Source organism: Bacillus sp. FSL W8-1127 (assembly GCF_038006725.1).
Classification (GTDB): Bacteria; Bacillota; Bacilli; order Bacillales; family DSM-4216; genus Bacillus_O; species Bacillus_O smithii.
On the sequence record NZ_JBBOVU010000001.1, the window covers coordinates 3,215,454 to 3,234,190 of the forward strand.

Here is an 18,737-nt window from a genome sequence, read left to right on the forward strand (position 1 = left end):
TCACCACTATGATAACGAATAAAGACTACTTTGCGCAATTACCAAAAGAAATTAAACAAGGATTTTCCGAATTAAATATTGGATATCATTTAAGAAAAGCGAATATTACGAAACTTTCCGGGTATTCTTGTCTTACTGTTTTCAAACTGATTTTTCTTTTAGTCTTCCAATATAAGAACTGGTTTCGTGCTTTTATGAGTAAACGATCTCAGGATCTGCCCGGAAAGGATACAGTCTATCGCTTTTTAAATACACCAACCTATCATTGGAGAAAGTTTCTGCTTTCATTAAGCAGTGAAATGATCCGTCTGCTTCAACCATTAACTTCAAAAGATCGTGTCACAGCTTTTGTGATTGATGATTCTGTCTTTTCAAGAAACCGTAGTAAGTCGGTTGAACTGTTGGCTAAGGTTTTTGATCACTCTACCCATCAGTACTTGAAAGGGTTTCAAATGCTTACCCTTGGCTGGACCGATAGTTTTACTTTTATTCCCGTTGATTTTGCTCTTCTAAGTTCACCGAAAAAGGAAAATCGCCTGCAAGAAATCAATACCAATATTGATAAACGAACATCTGGCTATAAGCGTCGCCAGGAAGCTCTGAAATCAAAACCGGACGTGGCTTCAGCTTTACTTGATCATGCGCTTGAAAAAGGGATTATAGCTGACTATGTTCTCATGGATTCCTGGTTTACACAAGCGCCTTTAATTGAGAAGATTACGAACAAAGGGTTATTTGTCATTGGCATGGTGAAGCAATTAAAGCAGCGATACGTTTACAATGGTGAACGTTTCACACTGAATCAACTTTACAAATTGGCAAAAACGCACATGGGTAAAAAAGACATTCTCGGATCCGTTTATGCTACTTTAGACAATGGAATTCCAGTAAAAATTCTATTTGTACGAAACCGTAATAAACGGAGCGAATGGCTTGCTATTCTCAGCACAGATACAACATTAGAAAATGAAGAGATCATTCGTATTTACGGCATGCGTTGGGACATTGAAGTCTTCTTCAAATGCAATAAATCCTTTTTAAATTTAGGGAAAGAATTCCAGGGTCGTTCATACGACATGTTAATTAGCCATACAACCATTGTTTTTACACGATATATTCTCATTGCCTGGCAAATGCGAAAAGAGGAGGATCCTAAGACGATTAGCAACCTTTTTTACATCCTTTGCGAAGATGTAAAAGACATAGATTTTATTACTGCCCTTCAATCGCTTATTGACCTTTTCCAAACTTTGGCGGAATCCAAGGTTTCTTTAAACATGGACATCTTTAAAAATCAAATGAATAAATGGTTGGTTACTATACCTAATTATATCAAGCAATGCTTAAATATTACTGTGTGCGAAAGTTGAGTAATTAAAATAAATAAAGAGAATGTTTCCAATAATTCCTGTCCTTCTCTCACTCTTGTCCATGTCATGAATCAATTTTTTTGTAGCATATTTTTTTAGTAATAGTAATGTCAATGAATATGCTCTTATTTAAAAAGGAGTTTGTCTTTTAATCGTAATCATTATTTTTTCCCACCCTGTTTCTCTACTGAATATATAATTATTTGCAGCCTCATCATCACTAATGTTGCATAAACAAACCATATTAGCCTCGGTGAATCGAAACCAACAAGAAATGAAGTTACCACTGAGACAAGTTCAGAAATGATTAGTTAGTGGATCAACTCTCTAATCTTCACTAGAAACACTTTAACATTCCAAACGAAACAAACCTTCTTGTTAGAAAAGAGTACAGTCTTTCTATCCATCTATTTATTTTTTACTTTGTAACTTCTTCGACAGTAAGAACTTTACCTTGTTTTTCATACTCCTCAATGTAACAAGCTTCTATGAAGTTCATCTCCCTCAGATCAGAAACTTACGCTCACTTCCTTTAAATATTTGTTACGGACACTACACATCGATGGTATCCTCACCATATTTGACTGCACTTTTACCAACCACAAACAAACAGGGACCGGAATCACACATCCGGTCCCTGTTTGTTTATGACAAAACGTTCAAACCAAAAGCAAGATGAACATCCAACCAACTCAACCAAAACTTCTATACATTAATACTTTAATGCACCATGAGGGTCTGGCCCCTTTAATTGAGTGCGGCGCAGCCTGTGTCTCCTGTTCGTATTTTGATGGCGTCGGCCAATTCGTGGATGAAAATTTTTCCATCGCCTGGTTTGCCGGTATTCAAAACACTTCTGGCTGTATCTACGACTTGTTGGACAGGCACCTCGCATACGACAATTTCTACTTTAATTCGTTCGTGCATGTCAACTTCTTTTTTCTTGCCGCGGTACAGCTCGGTAAACCCTTTTTGAAATCCGCACCCAAGCGCATTGGTTACGGTAATGCCGCTGACGCCTATTTTGGCCAAAGCCTGTCTCAATTCGTCAAATTTGGTAGGACGGGTAATGATTTCGATTTTCGTCAATACATCACTCATAACAAACACCACACCCCTATAAAAAATTAGTCGTGATACGCCTTTTCACCGTGAATGGTAATATCCAGCCCAACCGTTTCTTCTTCCTCGTTCACTCGAATCGGCAAGACCAATCCGATTGCCTTAATAATGATAAAAGAAACAAGTGCAACAAATACATATGTCGCGCCAATGGCTACAAGCTGCTTCCAAAGCAAGCTGGCACCGCCGTAAAACAATCCGTTGACCCCCGCAGAGTTGACAGAAACGGTGGAAAACAAACCGGTAGCAATTCCTCCCCAAGTACCGCCGATTCCGTGTAAGCCGAATGCATCAAGAGCATCGTCATAGCCTAACTTTGCTTTTAAGTAAGAAACTCCCCAGAAACAAAGGGCTCCTCCAACAAGTCCTATGATGATGGAAGCGAACGGTGTTACGAATCCGCAAGCGGGCGTGATGGCTACGAGTCCAGCAATGGCGCCAGAAACGGCTCCAAGCATCGTCGGCTTTTTATTCACCAGCCATTCCACTACTACCCATCCAATAATACCGGCAGCTGCCGCTGTATTCGTATTAATAAAAGCGATCATTGCTACATCGTTAAGGGTCAAAGCACTGCCGACATTAAAACCGTACCAGCCAAGCCAAACGAGCGCTCCCCCCATAATGGTAAGCGGCAAATTATGCGGTGTCGTATTCTGCGCATCTTTACGTTTGCCTAATACAATAGCCAGCACAAGGCCTGTGACGCCTGAAGAAATATGAACGACATTCCCGCCGGCGAAATCAAGAACACCTAATTCGCGAAGCCAACCGCCGACGCCCCACACCCAATGAGCGACAGGCGAATAAACGAACAAAGACCATAAAGTAATGAATATAAGATAAGAAGAGAAGCGCATCCTTTCCGCAAAAGCCCCTGTAATAATCGCTACTGTCAAAATGGCAAACGTGAGCTGAAACATCATAAAAAGATTATGTGGAATATCAGAACTATAATCCGGGTTCGGCTTAAAAGAGACTCCTTTCAGACCCGCCCAATCTAAATTTCCGATAAGAGCATTTCCGCCAGTGGAAAAAGCAAGTGAATAACCCGCTATAATCCAAATTATCGAAACAATGGCGATAGAGCTGAAACTTTGCATCGTTGTACTTAAAACATTCTTGCTTTTCACCATTCCGCCGTAAAATAATGCAATTCCAGGTGTCATAATCCAAACAAGAAGCGTAGCAAGAAACATAAATGCAGAAGTGGCGATATCCATTTCCCATCTCCCCTTTTTATTATGTTATATTTTCTATCATATTATGTCTGTATTATTATCATAATACGTTATTCCTATTGAATCAAGACTATAAATTGAAAAAAATCCGAAAAATCTGTATTCAAATCAGTCACATCGTTAGCTTTTCTTACATAAAATAAATCCTATGTGTGTTGCGACCTTCAATACTGCTTCTTTTTACCTAGCGACCATCCCAAAAAACAAGAAAGAACTATATGAACAATCTTCAAAAACCGCCTTTTATTTTGGACAAAAAAAGAACCCTTCCCAATGAAGGGAAGAGTTCTCTTTTATCGAGCATTACGGCTGTTTCCAGAATTAGGATTAAGCCCTTGAAACTGGCGCATGAGTTTTTGGCGGGATTCTTTATTTCGAAGCAAATAGGCAGCTCCCAGAGCCAACGTTGTCCACGCTAATTTCTTCATCTTATCACTCCCCATTTTCCGTGTTCTATCTTATACTCTTCCCGCCGCAGAAGTTTTTTAATCGATCGTTCGCAAATAAGAAACAACTGCCTCATGGCGCCAGAGTCAGTGATCTTTCTCCGGGATTTTCCGAAAAAAGTATTTTCCGTTCCAGAGACCAGCTTACAAGCGAGCTTTGCCTCAACGCTTACTTTCTTTATTCTGTCTCAACTCAGTTCACGATGTGTTTCTTTTTGGCCAAATAGCCTCCCAAAACGGCAAACAGATAAGAAAAAAGCAAACTGCGAATAAAGACTCCAAACAAATGAAATCCTAAAGAAAAATGAAAGGACTGTTCTAAATTATTATCAGATGAAAAGAAAGTGGTTCCTACAGTCCAATTAGAAATTCCGGCCAAACAAAGCATAAAAAAACTGTAAGTCAAACTAAAAACTGCGATTTCCTTAAAGGATAATCCATTTTTCATCGTTAGCCGATAGCCGGCGAAAAGACACAAGAAAATGGGGATTAAAACCGCAAGTTTTAAATAAATGGGAGGATCCAGTAAATTCATCAAATCCGCATCCGATGGAAGGAATTCCGGATGTGAGCTATTTAAACCGGAAAACAAGGAATATGTAAGTTCCCCCTCGCTGTCTTCCCATTTCCAATGATTAGTGAGCGGTGATAAATGCAATAAGTTCCAAATGAACGCCCCTAGTTGCGTTCCAACTAATGTGGCAAACATAGACGTATTTTCCGTCATTTTATCCATACCAGAGACATCTAAAAGGAGCGCTAAATTTTCCTTCCACTTGTTTACTTGGATCAAAACAACGATAACGGTGACCGCCATCACACTGACGAGTCCGCGAATAAACGTTGAAAACCCTTGGTGAATGGCATGTCCAAATGATACATTCCCGATTAAATGGCTGGTAAAATGGCGGTAATCTCTGGCAAATAACATGCCGATCAAACTAAAGATCGCTGCTATGAAGCCACCCGTAAAAAAGCATTGAATAAATGAATAAGAAGTATGAAAGTCCAAATGAATTTTATAATATTGACTTGCAAAAGATCGATCAAATGAAAAACCGCTAAAAAGAGAAAACACGCTTAAAAATATACCGTAAATCAATCCAATGGCTGCAACTGTATAGATTTGCTCATAAAAGCTATCAGTCCGTTGCTTCCGTCCCTTGAAAACCCCGATGCAAAACGAGGAAAAAATCGGAATAAAAATCAATAATAAAAACAAAGTATCAATATGTAATGTTCCCTTCATTGAACCTGTGTCTCCATAACCTGCAGATCCATTGACGCTAAAGTGAAAGGTAGGCTCCACCAAATGAGTAAACATCACGACATCGGTCAATCCTATTGGATGACTTAATGGATATAAATCGGTGTTTACTTCACGAGAAAGATCCTCTACAAAATTAAAATATTGATTGTTTTCGCTTATGTTTTGGATCAGGTCATCAAACTTGTGCTGCTCAAAAAGAAATAACGCAGCATTAAGAATTAACATGAGTATAAAAGCGCTAATAGACGGAATAAAGGCTTTTTTTAAATACGAAAATTGAAAAGCAGGAAATCCCAATGAAACAGCAGGTTTTATTTGCTTTTCCCGTTCAGCACCCTTATAAAGAAATAACTCCTTGCCGCAGGATTGGCAATAATTGTCCGTTTCCGCCACTTTTTCACCGCAATTCGAACAATAGACACTTTCATTTTTCGGCGTTAGCAGTTGATACGCTCTTCCATCTCCCGCTAAATACGCACCATCTTGCCAACAGTAATTACTAGAATCACTATTTTCCGCACCACATGATTTACAATACATTGCTCCACCTCCTGTCAATGCATTTTTGTCCCACAACATTTGCAAAATTGGGCGGATACAGGAACTTGTTCACCACACAAAGAGCAAGCCACTGTTTCGGTCTCTTTTACGTCTTCTTCCCGAACTACCTTCGCACCGCAGGAGCCGCAAAACTTGTCCAAAGGGGTCACTTGAGCCCCGCATTGCCGGCAAACATTATCAGATCCAAACTTTTGATTCAGTCTTTGTAATTCTTGTTTGGCCCTATAAATGGTTTGATCAAGCCCAGCAATCTCAGCTATTCTCTCACTCCACTCTTTATGCTCCCATTCGCCGGATCTCATTTTTCTATAAACCTCTTCCCCTAGCTGGAGAATAAAATCTGCCCGCTTGGCTCCGGCTTCTTCGATCACTTTTTTGTGCTGGAGGATTTCCTGGGTCAATAGGACCTTCTGCTTACCTTGCTCAAGACCACCTTTGATCTTAAACAAACCCCCTCCAATTCTAGTTTGCAATTCGCCCATTTCCATACCTCCTTATGGTCAGATATTACAAATTTATCATATAGATCCATTATTGTATATAACTATAGGCTTATGAATCTGGATAAATATAACTTCATTTCCAGAAAACATTGTGAACTTTATCTTGTTCAAGTAATATATTAATAGTCCAATTGTCATGGTTTATTTTAAAAAGGAGGGGGCTTATTTGGAAATTTATTGCAAGCAATGCGGCCAAAAATTAAAGCAAGGGCAAGGATTCTGCACTCATTGTGGCGCCGCAGTAGAAAACTCTGAGCCTGTCGGGCCGGAAACACCAAGCCCGAGCCGTAGATTGAAATCATTTTCAGGAAAAGGAATTTCTAAGAAAAGCAAAATCATTTTGTCCATATCTGTGATTGTATTGGCAGCCGCTTTTTTTGCTTACAAAATAGCGGAATCGAACCATAAACCGTCCAAATTAGTGGATCATTTCAATAAAACAGTCGAACAGGGAAATGCCAAAGAACTTGCCAACCTGTTCAATTCAGGCCAAACAGAAATGAAAGTTGACGAAGAGGGAGCCAAACAATTCATTCAGTATTTAAAGAAAAATCCGGACGAGTATACGAGCATGATCAAAAAACTGAGGAATGATGCTCGTCTTTTGGAAAACGGGGTCGAAGTTGTGAAACCAGAAGACGAACCATTTGTCAGCATCGAAAAATCAGATAAAAAATGGAATCTGATTGACCAATACAAAATTGTTCCTCATCCGTTTTTTATTAAAGTAACGGTTAACCGAAATCATTCTCTTTTATACATTGACAACAAAAAAATGGGTTACATCGAAAAAGATAAAGAACGAACTTTCGGCCCCTTCCTGCCTTCGGAACATACGGTCAAAGCTTTTTATGAGGGAAAATACGCCAATGTTTCCGACAAAAAAGAACTCGATCCGAAAACGGATGCAACCGATCATAATTTATACGCTGATCTGGATCTGACAGGGGATCACGTCACGATATATTCTGACTATGATGATGCTGTTGTTTATGTGAACGGAAAAAGCACCGGCAAGCGAGTGGGAGATATAGATGAGTTCGGCCCCGTGGAAACGGATGGTTCAACGAAAATTTCCGCAAAATTAAAATTGCCTGCCGGAACGTTCAAAAGCAATGAAGTGGCCATTCATGAACCTGATCAAGAAGTAGATCTCCATTTCGACAATCTTCCTCTCGCTGAAGATGGAGACGATATGGATAGCTTTACGGATAGTACAAATACTGCTAATGAGCTGGAAGACGTTTTAATGTCCCATTATGCGTGTATTTCCAGCCACGAATATGAAAAAGCCTTTGATTTGTTTTCCGCTAGACAGAAACAAAAAAGAAACTATGATGATTGGGTAAACGGAATAAAGGACAATTATCAAAACGATGTTGATTCTTTTTCAGTCGTCTATTTGGACAACAATCGGGCAACCGTCTCCTTCCACCTTACTTCATACGATTCCAAAGAAACAGGTACACTGAAACAAGAGTGGGAGGGAACATGGGGCATGGTGAAAGAAGGAGATCAATGGAAGTTAGACTCTCCTGCCATTAAAAAAATAAACTCAGAGGTTATAGAATAATGCAAAAGAAAAAGACTCTTTATATTCTTTGCCTCGTCATCGCAGCTGCATGTGCACTGGCTGTTTGGCATTTTCAATCTGTTCCCAACCCGGCTAAACTGGCCTCTGAAACAAACGAACAAAACAACAAAGAAAAGCGAGTTGATCAAGAACAAGAGCGGCTGAAAACAGCGAATGCCCAAATGGAGGCCAAGAAAAAAATCGATAAAATTCAAGACCCGAACGAAAAGGTCGAACAGCTGGTCAAAGCCATGACATTAGAACAAAAAGTGGGACAACTGCTGATGGTAGGGTTTAAAAACCCTGTTCCAAACAAGAAAATTGCCGATCTGATTGAACACAAATATATCGGCGGTGTTATCTATTATGATCGAAACATGAAATCGGCAAAACAAACAGCGGAATTGTCCAATTCGTTGCAGCAGTCTGCTCTTAAATCCAATCCTTTTTCCATTCCATTAATGATTGGAGTGGACCAAGAAGGCGGGGATATTCTGCGCATGAGAAATCAAGTATCGCCTATTCCTTCCCAACAGGAATTAGGAAAATACGCTTCACCACAAGAAGTTTATTCGATCGCTAAACTCAATGGCGAAGAATTAGCGTCTATGGGTATTTCAATCAATTTCGCTCCCGTTTTGGATTTGTCGGCGAAAGATAGCCGCTCGCTTGGCAGCCAGCCCGAAGACGTTTATGAAAAAGGAACAATGGTGTTAAAAGGATTAAACGATTCCCATATTACCGGCGTCTTAAAACACTTTCCGGGAAACGGGCGCAGTTCAATCGATCCGCATATTGATACGTCAAGCGTTAAAGCCAATCAACTCGACTTGGAAAACTCGGATATTTACCCATTTAAAAGGATCATCCAGGAAACGGATCCGCAAAACTTCTTTGTTATGGTGACACACTTAAAATATCCTGCCTACGACGCAAAAAAACCGGCAAGCTTATCGTCGATTATTATTCAAAAGCTGTTGAGAAACAAGCTTGGATACAAAGGAATCGTCGTCACCGATGATTTAGAAATGGGCGCAGTCAATAAATACTACTCATACAAAGACTTAGGAAAAGATGCCTTAAATGCCGGAGCAGATCTTCTCCTTGTCTGTCATGAGTATGAGCACCAATTGGAAGTGTATAACGGGATTATAGAGGCGGTTCACAAGGGAGAAGTGAAGCCATCACGCATTGACGAGGCCGTCAAACGAATACTGCTATTTAAGCTTTCCACCATTGACCAACCAATAGTGGATGCGAATAAAGCAGATCAAATAGTCGGCAGCCAACAACATGCCCTTATCATTCAACAATACAAACAAAATCACGGATTGTCTGAAGAAAAAACGAAACAACAATAGCCAAGAACAAAAAGGAGAACCATTATCCTTTTAACGTCTTTCCGAAAGAAGTCTCCCATCCTCTAGGAATGTGAAGGTGCGAATAGCACCAATGAGTAGGTGGGAGATGAATTTCGGTTGGCTTTAGCCAAAGTTATTTTTCCAATCCTTTTCTCAACAATTCTAAGATTGCGGCTGTTCTAGTTGGAATCCCATTTTCTTTTTGATATTGCTCCAATTTTTCTAATATCGTCTTAGGCATACGAATTTCTACACGTTCTTTCTCTTCTCTCATGATTATCACCTCATATTGATTGTACGGATTTTTTACGGTATAATCAATATATACGAAATTTTTCCGCACAAAGTGAGGTGAATTGATATGGCCAAGCAAAACAAAGCTTTCAAGTTTCGTTTGTTACCAAACAAAGAACAATCCGCATTATTAGCTAAGACATTTGGTTGTGTTCGCTTTGTCTACAATAAGATGTTAGCTGAACGCAAAGAAACGTATGAAAAGTTCAAGGATGATAAAGAATTGCTTAAAAAGCAAAAGTTTCCGACCCCTGCAAAATATAAAAGTGAATTTCCATTCCTAAAAGAAGTGGATTCTTTAGCTTTGGCAAATGCACAAATGAACTTACAGACTGCTTATAAGAATTTCTTTGAAGGAAATGCGGATTTTCCAAAGTTCAAAAATCGTAAAGCAAAACAATCCTATACAACTAATATGGTCAACGGAAATATTAAGCTAGAAAATGGTCATATCAAACTGCCAAAAATCAAAAAGCCAATAAAAATGAAACAGCATAGAGAGATACCTGCTGATTATAAAATCAAATCTTGCACTATTTCTAAAACAAAGACAGGCAAATACTACATTTCAATTTTGACAGAATATGAGAAAGATATTCGTCCAGTTAAAATACAGAAAGTTGTTGGTTTGGATTTTGCTATGGATGGTCTATATGTCGAGAGTGAACAGGGTAAGAAAGCCAATTACCCACGTTACTATCGGCAAGCCTTAGATAAATTAGCAAAAGCACAACGAATTCTTTCTCGAAGAAAGAAAGGTTCTGCAAGATGGGAAAAACAACACCTGAAAGTGGCTAAGCTACATGAAAAGACAGCGAATCAGCGCAGAAACTTTCTTCATCATAAGTCAAAAGAATTAGCAACAAACTATGACGCTGTGATTATTGAGGACTTAGACATGAAAGGCATGTCTCAAGCCCTCAACTTTGGAAAAAGCGTTCATGATAACGGCTGGGGGATGTTCACTACTTTCTTAGCGTATAAGCTAAAAGAACAGGGGAAACAACTTGTGAAAATTGATAAGTGGTTTCCCTCCACTAAGAAGTGTTCATGTTGCGGCAAGGAAAAAGAAATGCCATTATCTGAACGTGTATATAAATGTTCTTGCGGCTTTGTATTAGATTGCGATCACAATTCAGCAATCAATATCAAAAATGAGGGATTACGCTTATTAGCATAAAGAATAATAACTTTCGGAACGAGAGGGTTAGCTCGGTCAATTTTCTGTCATTAGACGGGATTACCCGAGAAGCCCCCACTTCAATCAAACCGTAAGGTTGATAAGTGGAGGGTAGTTCACTGGTGTCATTCCTTATTGGTTGTAGCCATAATAATTATATGAAGTTTTCCGGAAATAGCGATCACTGGGAAGATCAATACTCGGCGACCATAGATAGCCATAGTGAAAACGGAAAATATATTTTCCATTATAAAAACGGAGATGATACGACGATTTTTAAGAATCTTAAAATTATCGTTAACGACGAGGAACCTTCTTTGAACGATGAGGAGCATAAGGGGACCACCATTCAAATCCCCTCCAGCTGCAATGGTTGTACAGTAAAGGACAATGAACCAATCGAGGTGACCATTAGCTGGAACAGGAATAACAAAGAAACTTTTTATCTTAAACCGGATCATTAAGAAATGTTAATCTCAAAGGATGGTCGCAGTCTTTCGTTTGAAAGGATAAGAAAGATTTTTTTAATTGCCGCTGGTTTTTGGAATTTAAAACCTGATCGGCCCGAAAACTCTTAATCGGGTTATCGGTCTTGATGTTGCAAGCGGTCCCCGCGTTGACAGGGACCGCTTTGTTATTTCCATATCATCCAATCTTAAAGGGCTTTTAAATACACCGATTCATATTTTTTCGCTGCGGAGATATGGGAGTATTCCGACTCGATTTTTTGACGGGCTTTGGCTGCGAATTCCTCTCCTTTTTCAGGATGTTGGAATAAGTAAACAATAGACTCGACTAGTTCTTTGATGTTTTTCTCCTCCACGAGCAAGCCGTCTTCTTGGTGGTTGACAATTTCTTTTAAACCGCCAACCGCGCTGGCGATAAGAGGAGAGCCGGATCCCATCGCCTCTAAAGCAGAAATGGAAGTAGCCTCTTCTACCCCTGCAGAGTGGACGCTAGGAACTAATACGACATCAGAAAGGGCATAAAACTCCTTAATTTGATCGTGCGGAATGGCTCCCAAAAAGACAACATGATCGTTGAGACGGTTTTCTTCCACAATCTCTTTCAATTCATCCAACGCTTCTCCGCTGCCGGCATAAATCAGCTTGGTTTGAGGAAATTCTTTCAATACTTCTGGAAGCGCCAGAGCCGGGTAGATCACTCCATTTTTTCTGGTCAACCGGCGAGGCACAAATAAAACACGGTCATCCGCCGACAAACCATATTTCTTTCTATATTCTTGTTTTTTCTCTTTATTCGGCTTAAATTGATGGATATCGATGAAATTCCGCACCGCCGTGGCATCGATCCCGGAAACTTCTTTCACATACTCCTTCAAGCGCTGATCAACCGTGATGACCTTTCTCGCACCTCGATAGGCTTGTACTTCAATATCTTTCATGTATTCTTCTTCCGCGCTGTTTTCCAGCAACGATCCTTTACTGATGGACTCAAACGTCATATAACCGTGAACAGTAGCCACTGTCGGGATTCCGGTCGCCAATGCGGCTAATACAGTGAAAGGATCTTGGGCATTGATGAGGTCATATCCTTTCTGTTTGTTGGCTTCGATCAACCCATAAAGAAACTTTCTCCTCATCTTGTGCGACCATACAATGCCTTTTCCTTTTTTGAACTTATTTAATATGAAGCTTGGTCCTTGTGCCAGCGCTTTCCGCTTCCATGCAGGCACGTCCGAAAAAGAAAGGATATCCACTTGATGGCCGAGCTCCTCAAGTCCCGCTTTCAATGTCGTCACATGAGTGGACAACCCTCCCGCATGAGGATAATCATAAGCCGTGGCGAGTAAAATTTTCATGATTTGCCTCCTCTTATTTATCAATAAAATGAATCTTTCATTCCATCGTTTCTCAGCTATCGCACGGGTGACCCTTTATGACTGTGCTTTCATGCTTTTTCCTTCTTCTTGCTTGCACAAAAAGGTCATTCATCGTGTCTACGTGATACATCATTAGGAGCAGCACTTTCTTTATCCACGTTACCCCTATATCACCTTTCTCTCTTGTAGGCGGATATAAACAAACGAGTGCACGTCTGAAAGAAAAACCGAATACTCAAAAAGCGCCGGCCATTCGCTTATCCACCTTACATATAAGAGTTTAGCAGAAAATAGTATCGCAAGCGATACGGAAAAAGAGAAAAGTTGTCCCTCTGCACCGGAAGAAAACGAAGGAACAGATCGAATTCCGCCAAAACCAAGAACGGATATAAACAAAAAAGGAGAGCAGGCTGCCAGCCATATACTCTCCTTTTTTTACAAAAATTGTTGCTGATGCGTTTCTCATCTAAATCTTAAGGGGCGCCCAAACGTTTCTGCCGCCATAGAAGCCACTCCTCCAAGGATCATATAGAAATAGGCGGTGAACGTTTTGTCTTCCAAAATATTATAAAGCAGTCCGCAAACATAAACGGCAATTAATATCGAAATAAGCGCATCGGCGTACGGGGAAGCCGTATGTCTGTTTTTCCAGAGAAAAGCCAGCATTCCCAGCAGGAAAACGGCAAAGCCAACAACGCCAAGCACCCCTGTTTCGGCAATTACTTGAATATATTGATTATCCGAATAAATATTCAAGTTGATCCCATAATGTTTATAAATCGGCGATGAATACGATTTTGACGCTGAATCGCCAAATGTCGAAAATCCGGAACCAATAACAGGATGGTCTTTAAATATTTGCAGACCCTTTTTGACAATGAACAAGCGGCCGGTATTTTTACTTTGCTCGATCGTACTGCCTTCAAACGTCTCTTTCAGCCGTTTTTCCGCGTGTGATTCATCTCCTTGCTGATCAGGCGCCGCAATCGGCTTTTCTTTCAACACGTTCATATTCTGGACGAATTCCGTCGCTTTTGTCACCGGAATACTGATCACTATTACACTCAGCACGATGATCAGCAAAGCTTTCACAACGGTTCTCCAATTTCTCGACAAAGCCAAATAGGTGATCAAGCCAACGGCAAGCCCAATAGCCGTTCCTCTTGAATACGTCAAGATCCAAACACCCATCATCACAACAGAACCAATAAGGAGAAACAGCTTCGTTCTTTTGGAAACAAGGGTTGATAAGTATAGCGTGCAAATGAAGGCGAGCGTTAAGTAAACAGCCAAAACATTTGGATTGTTGATCAACCCGTAAATGCGCTGCCGGTTCGTCGGAGAAATATAACGCTCCACCCATGTTTCCGGCATCAACAAAGTCCGCAATGATACTTTTTCGACAATTCCTTGAACGGAGAGAATCATAGACATAGTAAAAGTAATCCATAAAAAGCGGTGAATATCTTCTTTTTCAATCGACAGCCGCTTCACTGTATAGAAAATCAAGTATGTAATCACAAAAGCCCGAACTTGAAAAATAATAGCCCCTACGGAAACCCCCGTGATAAGCGCGGACACACAACCTATAAGAATGAACAAAAAGAATCCCCATTCAAACAGCGAAAATTGGAACATCTTTTTCCAATCGTTTCGTTGATCCCAAACCGCTCTTAAAAAGGCAGCAATGGCGATTAAATCACCGGCTATTTTCAAAGAGGGATTTATCTCTATTAAAAACGCCCTTGTTGGAAAGTAGATGAGCAAAAACAACAGACCGTCTTTCGGCCGAATAAACGCCAGCGCAGCTACTATGAGCGAAACGGCCAAACCGATCATACTGTTTGGAAAAAAGAGTGCCACCAAAACAAATAAAGCCATAACAAGGATGTATTGATACTTCTCTCGAAAACCAGCCATCTATTTGAACCTTCCTTTTACTCTATTTTTTCGACACGTAATGTTTGTCGAAATATTAAGGAAAAACGCAATTTTTCGCAACACTACTTTTCCGATTATAAATGATTCCTAAGATGGTCGTCAACGGCACAAGCGACTGGAATGAATGATGATTTACGCTCCGTTTAAGGAAACGAGAACCCCTTTTACGATCATTCTTTCCTGCTAAACTTTTGAATCTAAAAGGAGCGCTTCTTCAATTGGAAAGGGCCGGATCCACCATGCTAAAACAGGATAACAACATCATTTATCCCCTGATCGATTCACAAAGCATGGAGGGATCAGACCCTCACACCATATGTCCTATCAGCATGTCACTTTCGACTGTTAAGACAGCAAACGTTCATATGTATTTCGAATCATTTCGTACAAATTCGTCAAGGAAAAATGTCGTGAGGCATGTTGGTAAAGGTCATCGCCCATCTTTGCCAACTCCCCTCTTTGCTTGCGGGAAATCGCTTCCTCCATTGCTTGCCTGTAAAGATCGGCATCACCAGTCGGCACAATCCAACCGGTTTTTCCGTTCGTAATTAATTCATTTACTCCCCCTACATCGGTGGTGATGACGGGCAAATGTTGATTGGCCGCTTCCAGCAGCGCCAACGGAAAACTTTCGCTATAGGAAGCCAATAAAGCCGCATCCGACGCCGCATAAATTTCTTCAACATCTTTTCGAAAGCCGAGAAAGCGGACTTGTTCGGAAAGGCCGCGCCGTTCGACGGCTTGTTCCAACTCGCTTCGAATCGGACCGTCGCCGACAAAGAGCACTTTTACCTGTGAATTCCCCAACTTTTGAAGAGCTTCCAATACGATTTCATGGCCTTTAATCGGATGCAGACGCGCCACCATGACAAACAAGATGTCATCCTTGTCCGCCCCAAGTTCGGCTCTGGGCACCGGAACTGCTTTTTCTGCTGTAAAATGAATGCCATTGTAAATAGTGGTAATGTGATCTCCACGAATGCCGGCGGCCATTAAATTTTTCTTAAACCGCTCAGACACCGCAAAGTAATGATCCATCTTTTTCACGGCATAAAGATGCAGCGCCGTGAAAATTTTTCCTTTCACTCCTGCTTTCATAAAATCGAGGGATGGATCGCTATGAATCGTCGTCACCCAGCAAATTTTGGTTTTTTTCTTTAAATAAAGACCGAATAGATTGGCGCGAGGGCCATGAGTGTGCAGCAAATCAAACCGTTCTTGCCGAATATATCGGGCCAGTTTTTTTAAAACAGAAAGGTCATAGCGGGAAGTTTGCTGAAACACTTCGACATGAATGCCGTTTTCCCGGGCTTCTTTCGACAAAGCTCCTTCTTGGAATACGGCCAAGACGACTTCATTCTTTGCAAATTGTTTTAGAAGGGTAATCACATGCTTGCGCGATCCCCCGGTTTCTCCTCCGCTGATAACATGGAGTACTTTCATCCGAACTTCCCCTCCAAGTGGCGCTTTCTGCTTTTTAAAAGGCCAGCCATCTTCCTCTTCAACGACTGGCCAATACTTTCAGGACAAATTTCGGCAACGCCATTTGACGCTTTATCCGCTTTGGTTCTTTTATTAACCGATACAACCATTCCAAGCCTGCTTTTCGGAAAAAGGCCGGGGCCCGTTTGACCATCCCGGAATAGACATCAAAGCTGCCGCCCACTCCTTGAAACACTTTCACATGCTTCAGCTCATTCATATGTTCTCTTATCCACAATTCCTGTTTCGGGCTTCCTAAAGCGACGAACAAAAGGACAGCTTTGGAATCGTTGATTTTTTGAATAAGAGCTGATTGGTCTTGAACATAGCCGTTTTCATAGCCGGAAATGATCAGACCGGGAATTTGCCGTTCCAAATTTTCTTTTGCTTTTGAGACGACTTCCTCTTTGGCACCGTACAAAAATACACCGTGCCCTTCCTCTGCGGCAAAACGAAGAAGCCGCCCCATCATATCGACACCTGTCACCCGTTCGCGAATTTTTCCGCCTTTTAACTTGGAAGCAATAATCATGCCAACTCCGTCGGGTATTTGGTAAGTGGATTCATTGATTAATTCTTTTACAAGCGGGTCGCGGTTCGCCGCCATCACTTTTTCCGGATTGACAGCAATGACGGTCGATTTTTTTCCCGCGGCAATCCGCTTTTTAATGTCGGCAATGATTTCCTCATAAGTCAATGGTGAAACGGAGACGCCTAAATATTGTTCCTTTTCCATTTTTGACATCCCTTGCTTTATTCCTGAATTGCTTTTAATTTGGTCAAATCGCCGATTCGATGAAGGGTGATCCCCTCAGCGTCTTTTAGATTCGTGCAATTTTTCGTATCAAACACTACCGGCGTTTTCATACGTTGTTTTAATACGGCAGGATCCAGCTGTTTGAATTCATTGTGATCCGCTAAAATCACAACAAGATGAGCATCTTGAATCGCTTCTTCAAACGGAAGCAGCGTAAATGGCACTTGATCCGGTTGAACGTGCGGATCGTGAATCCGGATTTCATAGCGCGGATTTTGCATCAATTTTTCTACTACTTCAAGAGCCGGACTTTCGCGGATATCGTCAATGTTGCCTTTGTAAGTCAGTCCACAAAGAGCAATCGTCGGTTTCGCCAATTCCGCCGTCAATTTCTCTACTTGTTCTACGACAAAATCAGGCATGGAGTTATTGATATCTCGAGACAACTTGATTAAATTCGCTTCTTCCGGCGCCTTTTCGACGATAAAATAAGGGTCTACTGCCAAGCAATGGCCGCCTACGCCCGGACCGGGATGATGCAAGTTGACACGTGGGTGCTTATTGGCCAGTTCAATTACTTTATGAGCATCCACTCCAAGTCGGTTGGAGATTTTGGCCAACTCATTGGCAAGGGCGATATTGACATCACGGAACGTATTTTCCATCAGCTTCGACATTTCCGCCGTCAACGCTTCGGTTTCAATGACTTCGCCTTTTGTCACGACTTTCCGATATACATCTGCCGCTTTTTTCGCTGCTTCCGGCGTCAGCCCCCCGACAATACGAGTATTTTCCACCAACTCGATTAAAATTCGGCCAGGAAGCACCCGTTCCGGACAGTGGGCAACATACACGTCTTTTCTTGGATCCAATCCTGCCTGTTCGATCAAAGGAGCGACAATATCATCCATCGTTCTTGGCGGAATGGTCGATTCCACAATGACGATATTGCCTTTGCGCAAATAAGGGAGGATCATCTTCGTCGCACTGATCACATAACTTACATCCGCGGTTTCATCTTGATGAATAGGAGTCGGGACGGAAATGATAAACACATCCGCTTCTTCCGGTTGTGTAGATGCGCGCAATTTTCCTTTTTTTACCACTTCTTTGACGACATCTTCCAAACCGTTTTCTTCTATATGGATCCCGCCGCTATTTAACGTTTCCACCACTTTTTCGTTTACGTCTACACCTACGACATCAAAGCCTGCCTGCGCAAAAACTGCAGAAGTAGGAAGTCCGATGTATCCTAATCCCATTACGCATATTTTTTGCATGTGAAAGACCTCTCTTTATGATGATATTGAAAAACAAAAAATTTGTTTTTAATCGCAAAATTAATAAGCATAGTACTCAACTCAAATAGTATAGCAAATTCACTGATACTTTGCACTATTTACATTGAATGTTCATAAGGCCAATGGTAAAATATAAACCATCTTGAGTGGATTCCAAATTATCCATTATTTTACTCTATCATTATAAATCATTTATAGAATTTAAAATTTGTATACCTTGTGAAATTGTTGGGGTTCCATCCACCTTGCAGGAAAATTTTCCTCGTCATAAAGGATGAAGACTGTTCTCCATCATAACCAAAATCAACCGTTCCCCGCCGCGTTGCAAAAACACGAGATCGTGTTTACTGCGAGGCGGCTTTTCTAGGTGGATTGATTGGATCGAAAAGAGGGCAGGACCGACATTCCATCATTTATTGGACATCGATTGCGCTGTTCCCATTACATGACACATGAACATATGAACTCTTCCAACAGTCGTTACTTATAGAA

The 18,737-nt window shown here is 41.0% G+C and carries 16 protein-coding genes; 5 read left to right on the forward strand and 11 right to left on the reverse strand.

What is annotated here, in order from left to right:
- The first annotated feature begins 8 nt into the window (after positions 1-8).
- The gene (locus NST12_RS15070; protein WP_341101804.1) at positions 9-1,370 is read left to right on the forward strand and encodes an IS4 family transposase; all 1,362 of its coding nucleotides are present in this window, start codon (positions 9-11) and stop codon (positions 1,368-1,370) included.
- 747 nt (positions 1,371-2,117) lie between these two features.
- On the opposite strand, the gene NST12_RS15075 is transcribed toward NST12_RS15070, so the two are convergent.
- The 5 genes from NST12_RS15075 to NST12_RS15095 form a co-directional block, all read right to left on the reverse strand.
- The gene (locus NST12_RS15075) at positions 2,118-2,471 is read right to left on the reverse strand and encodes a P-II family nitrogen regulator (RefSeq protein ID WP_040341414.1); all 354 of its coding nucleotides are present in this window, start codon (positions 2,469-2,471) and stop codon (positions 2,118-2,120) included.
- 26 nt (positions 2,472-2,497) lie between these two features.
- Entirely contained in the window at positions 2,498-3,715 is a 1,218-nt protein-coding gene (locus NST12_RS15080; protein ID WP_270584257.1) for an ammonium transporter, read from the reverse strand.
- Positions 3,716-4,026: 311 nt separating this feature from the next.
- Positions 4,027-4,161: a hypothetical protein gene (locus NST12_RS15085; protein ID WP_004439483.1), complete on the reverse strand. Its 135-nt coding sequence runs from the start codon at positions 4,159-4,161 to the stop codon at positions 4,027-4,029.
- Between the two features lie 211 nt (positions 4,162-4,372).
- Positions 4,373-5,989, reverse strand: a complete 1,617-nt coding sequence (locus NST12_RS15090; protein WP_341101807.1) for a zinc ribbon domain-containing protein — start codon at positions 5,987-5,989, stop codon at positions 4,373-4,375.
- Positions 5,990-6,003: 14 nt separating this feature from the next.
- The gene (locus NST12_RS15095; RefSeq protein WP_048624175.1) at positions 6,004-6,492 is read right to left on the reverse strand and encodes a zinc ribbon domain-containing protein; all 489 of its coding nucleotides are present in this window, start codon (positions 6,490-6,492) and stop codon (positions 6,004-6,006) included.
- 187 nt (positions 6,493-6,679) lie between these two features.
- Here NST12_RS15095 and NST12_RS15100 point away from each other — a divergent pair, with 187 nt between their 5' ends.
- Both NST12_RS15100 and NST12_RS15105 read left to right on the forward strand, forming a co-directional pair.
- Positions 6,680-8,086: a zinc ribbon domain-containing protein gene (locus NST12_RS15100; protein WP_341101810.1), complete on the forward strand. Its 1,407-nt coding sequence runs from the start codon at positions 6,680-6,682 to the stop codon at positions 8,084-8,086.
- Positions 8,086-9,447, forward strand: a complete 1,362-nt coding sequence (locus tag NST12_RS15105) for a glycoside hydrolase family 3 protein (protein WP_328203394.1) — start codon at positions 8,086-8,088, stop codon at positions 9,445-9,447. The genes NST12_RS15100 and NST12_RS15105 overlap by 1 nt, the downstream gene beginning before the upstream one ends.
- A gap of 133 nt (positions 9,448-9,580) precedes the next feature.
- Here the strand turns inward: NST12_RS15105 and NST12_RS15110 are convergent, their stop codons facing one another.
- Positions 9,581-9,721: a ribbon-helix-helix protein, CopG family gene (locus NST12_RS15110; RefSeq protein WP_003352379.1), complete on the reverse strand. Its 141-nt coding sequence runs from the start codon at positions 9,719-9,721 to the stop codon at positions 9,581-9,583.
- A gap of 87 nt (positions 9,722-9,808) precedes the next feature.
- Here NST12_RS15110 and NST12_RS15115 point away from each other — a divergent pair, with 87 nt between their 5' ends.
- Positions 9,809-10,921 carry an RNA-guided endonuclease InsQ/TnpB family protein gene (locus NST12_RS15115; protein ID WP_341030168.1) on the forward strand — a complete coding sequence of 371 codons (1,113 nt, stop codon included), beginning with the start codon at positions 9,809-9,811 and terminating at the stop codon, positions 10,919-10,921.
- A 122-nt stretch (positions 10,922-11,043) separates the two neighbouring features.
- Positions 11,044-11,385, forward strand: coding sequence for a hypothetical protein (locus NST12_RS15120; protein WP_341101814.1), 342 nt, complete (start codon positions 11,044-11,046; stop codon positions 11,383-11,385).
- Positions 11,386-11,576: 191 nt separating this feature from the next.
- Here the strand turns inward: NST12_RS15120 and NST12_RS15125 are convergent, their stop codons facing one another.
- From NST12_RS15125 to NST12_RS15145, 5 genes are all read right to left on the reverse strand, one after another.
- A complete protein-coding gene (locus NST12_RS15125; protein ID WP_048624179.1) occupies positions 11,577-12,743 on the reverse strand; it encodes a glycosyltransferase family 4 protein in 1,167 nt (388 codons plus the stop codon).
- A gap of 483 nt (positions 12,744-13,226) precedes the next feature.
- The gene (locus NST12_RS15130) at positions 13,227-14,684 is read right to left on the reverse strand and encodes an O-antigen ligase family protein (protein WP_341101816.1); all 1,458 of its coding nucleotides are present in this window, start codon (positions 14,682-14,684) and stop codon (positions 13,227-13,229) included.
- 366 nt (positions 14,685-15,050) lie between these two features.
- Entirely contained in the window at positions 15,051-16,148 is a 1,098-nt protein-coding gene (locus NST12_RS15135; RefSeq protein WP_341101819.1) for a glycosyltransferase family 4 protein, read from the reverse strand.
- Between the two features lie 58 nt (positions 16,149-16,206).
- Positions 16,207-16,923, reverse strand: coding sequence for a WecB/TagA/CpsF family glycosyltransferase (locus NST12_RS15140; RefSeq protein ID WP_270584013.1), 717 nt, complete (start codon positions 16,921-16,923; stop codon positions 16,207-16,209).
- A gap of 17 nt (positions 16,924-16,940) precedes the next feature.
- The gene (locus NST12_RS15145) at positions 16,941-18,224 is read right to left on the reverse strand and encodes a nucleotide sugar dehydrogenase (RefSeq protein WP_003352990.1); all 1,284 of its coding nucleotides are present in this window, start codon (positions 18,222-18,224) and stop codon (positions 16,941-16,943) included.
- Between the last annotated feature and the right edge of the window lie 513 nt (positions 18,225-18,737).

What these genes read in the sequence shown, in the direction of transcription:
- NST12_RS15070 (WP_341101804.1), top strand. Translation starts at nt 9, where the DNA reads ATGATAACGAATAAAGACTACTTTGCGCAATTACCAAAAGAAATTAAA.
- NST12_RS15095 (WP_048624175.1), bottom strand. Translation starts at nt 6,492, where the DNA reads ATGGGCGAATTGCAAACTAGAATTGGAGGGGGTTTGTTTAAGATCAAA.
- NST12_RS15130 (WP_341101816.1), bottom strand. Translation starts at nt 14,684, where the DNA reads ATGGCTGGTTTTCGAGAGAAGTATCAATACATCCTTGTTATGGCTTTA.
- NST12_RS15090 (WP_341101807.1), bottom strand. Translation starts at nt 5,989, where the DNA reads ATGTATTGTAAATCATGTGGTGCGGAAAATAGTGATTCTAGTAATTAC.
- NST12_RS15145 (WP_003352990.1), bottom strand. Translation starts at nt 18,224, where the DNA reads ATGCAAAAAATATGCGTAATGGGATTAGGATACATCGGACTTCCTACT.
- NST12_RS15110 (WP_003352379.1), bottom strand. Translation starts at nt 9,721, where the DNA reads ATGAGAGAAGAGAAAGAACGTGTAGAAATTCGTATGCCTAAGACGATA.
- NST12_RS15075 (WP_040341414.1), bottom strand. Translation starts at nt 2,471, where the DNA reads ATGAGTGATGTATTGACGAAAATCGAAATCATTACCCGTCCTACCAAA.
- NST12_RS15085 (WP_004439483.1), bottom strand. Translation starts at nt 4,161, where the DNA reads ATGAAGAAATTAGCGTGGACAACGTTGGCTCTGGGAGCTGCCTATTTG.
- NST12_RS15125 (WP_048624179.1), bottom strand. Translation starts at nt 12,743, where the DNA reads ATGAAAATTTTACTCGCCACGGCTTATGATTATCCTCATGCGGGAGGG.
- NST12_RS15135 (WP_341101819.1), bottom strand. Translation starts at nt 16,148, where the DNA reads ATGAAAGTACTCCATGTTATCAGCGGAGGAGAAACCGGGGGATCGCGC.
- NST12_RS15115 (WP_341030168.1), top strand. Translation starts at nt 9,809, where the DNA reads ATGGCCAAGCAAAACAAAGCTTTCAAGTTTCGTTTGTTACCAAACAAA.
- NST12_RS15140 (WP_270584013.1), bottom strand. Translation starts at nt 16,923, where the DNA reads ATGGAAAAGGAACAATATTTAGGCGTCTCCGTTTCACCATTGACTTAT.
- NST12_RS15080 (WP_270584257.1), bottom strand. Translation starts at nt 3,715, where the DNA reads ATGGATATCGCCACTTCTGCATTTATGTTTCTTGCTACGCTTCTTGTT.
- NST12_RS15105 (WP_328203394.1), top strand. Translation starts at nt 8,086, where the DNA reads ATGCAAAAGAAAAAGACTCTTTATATTCTTTGCCTCGTCATCGCAGCT.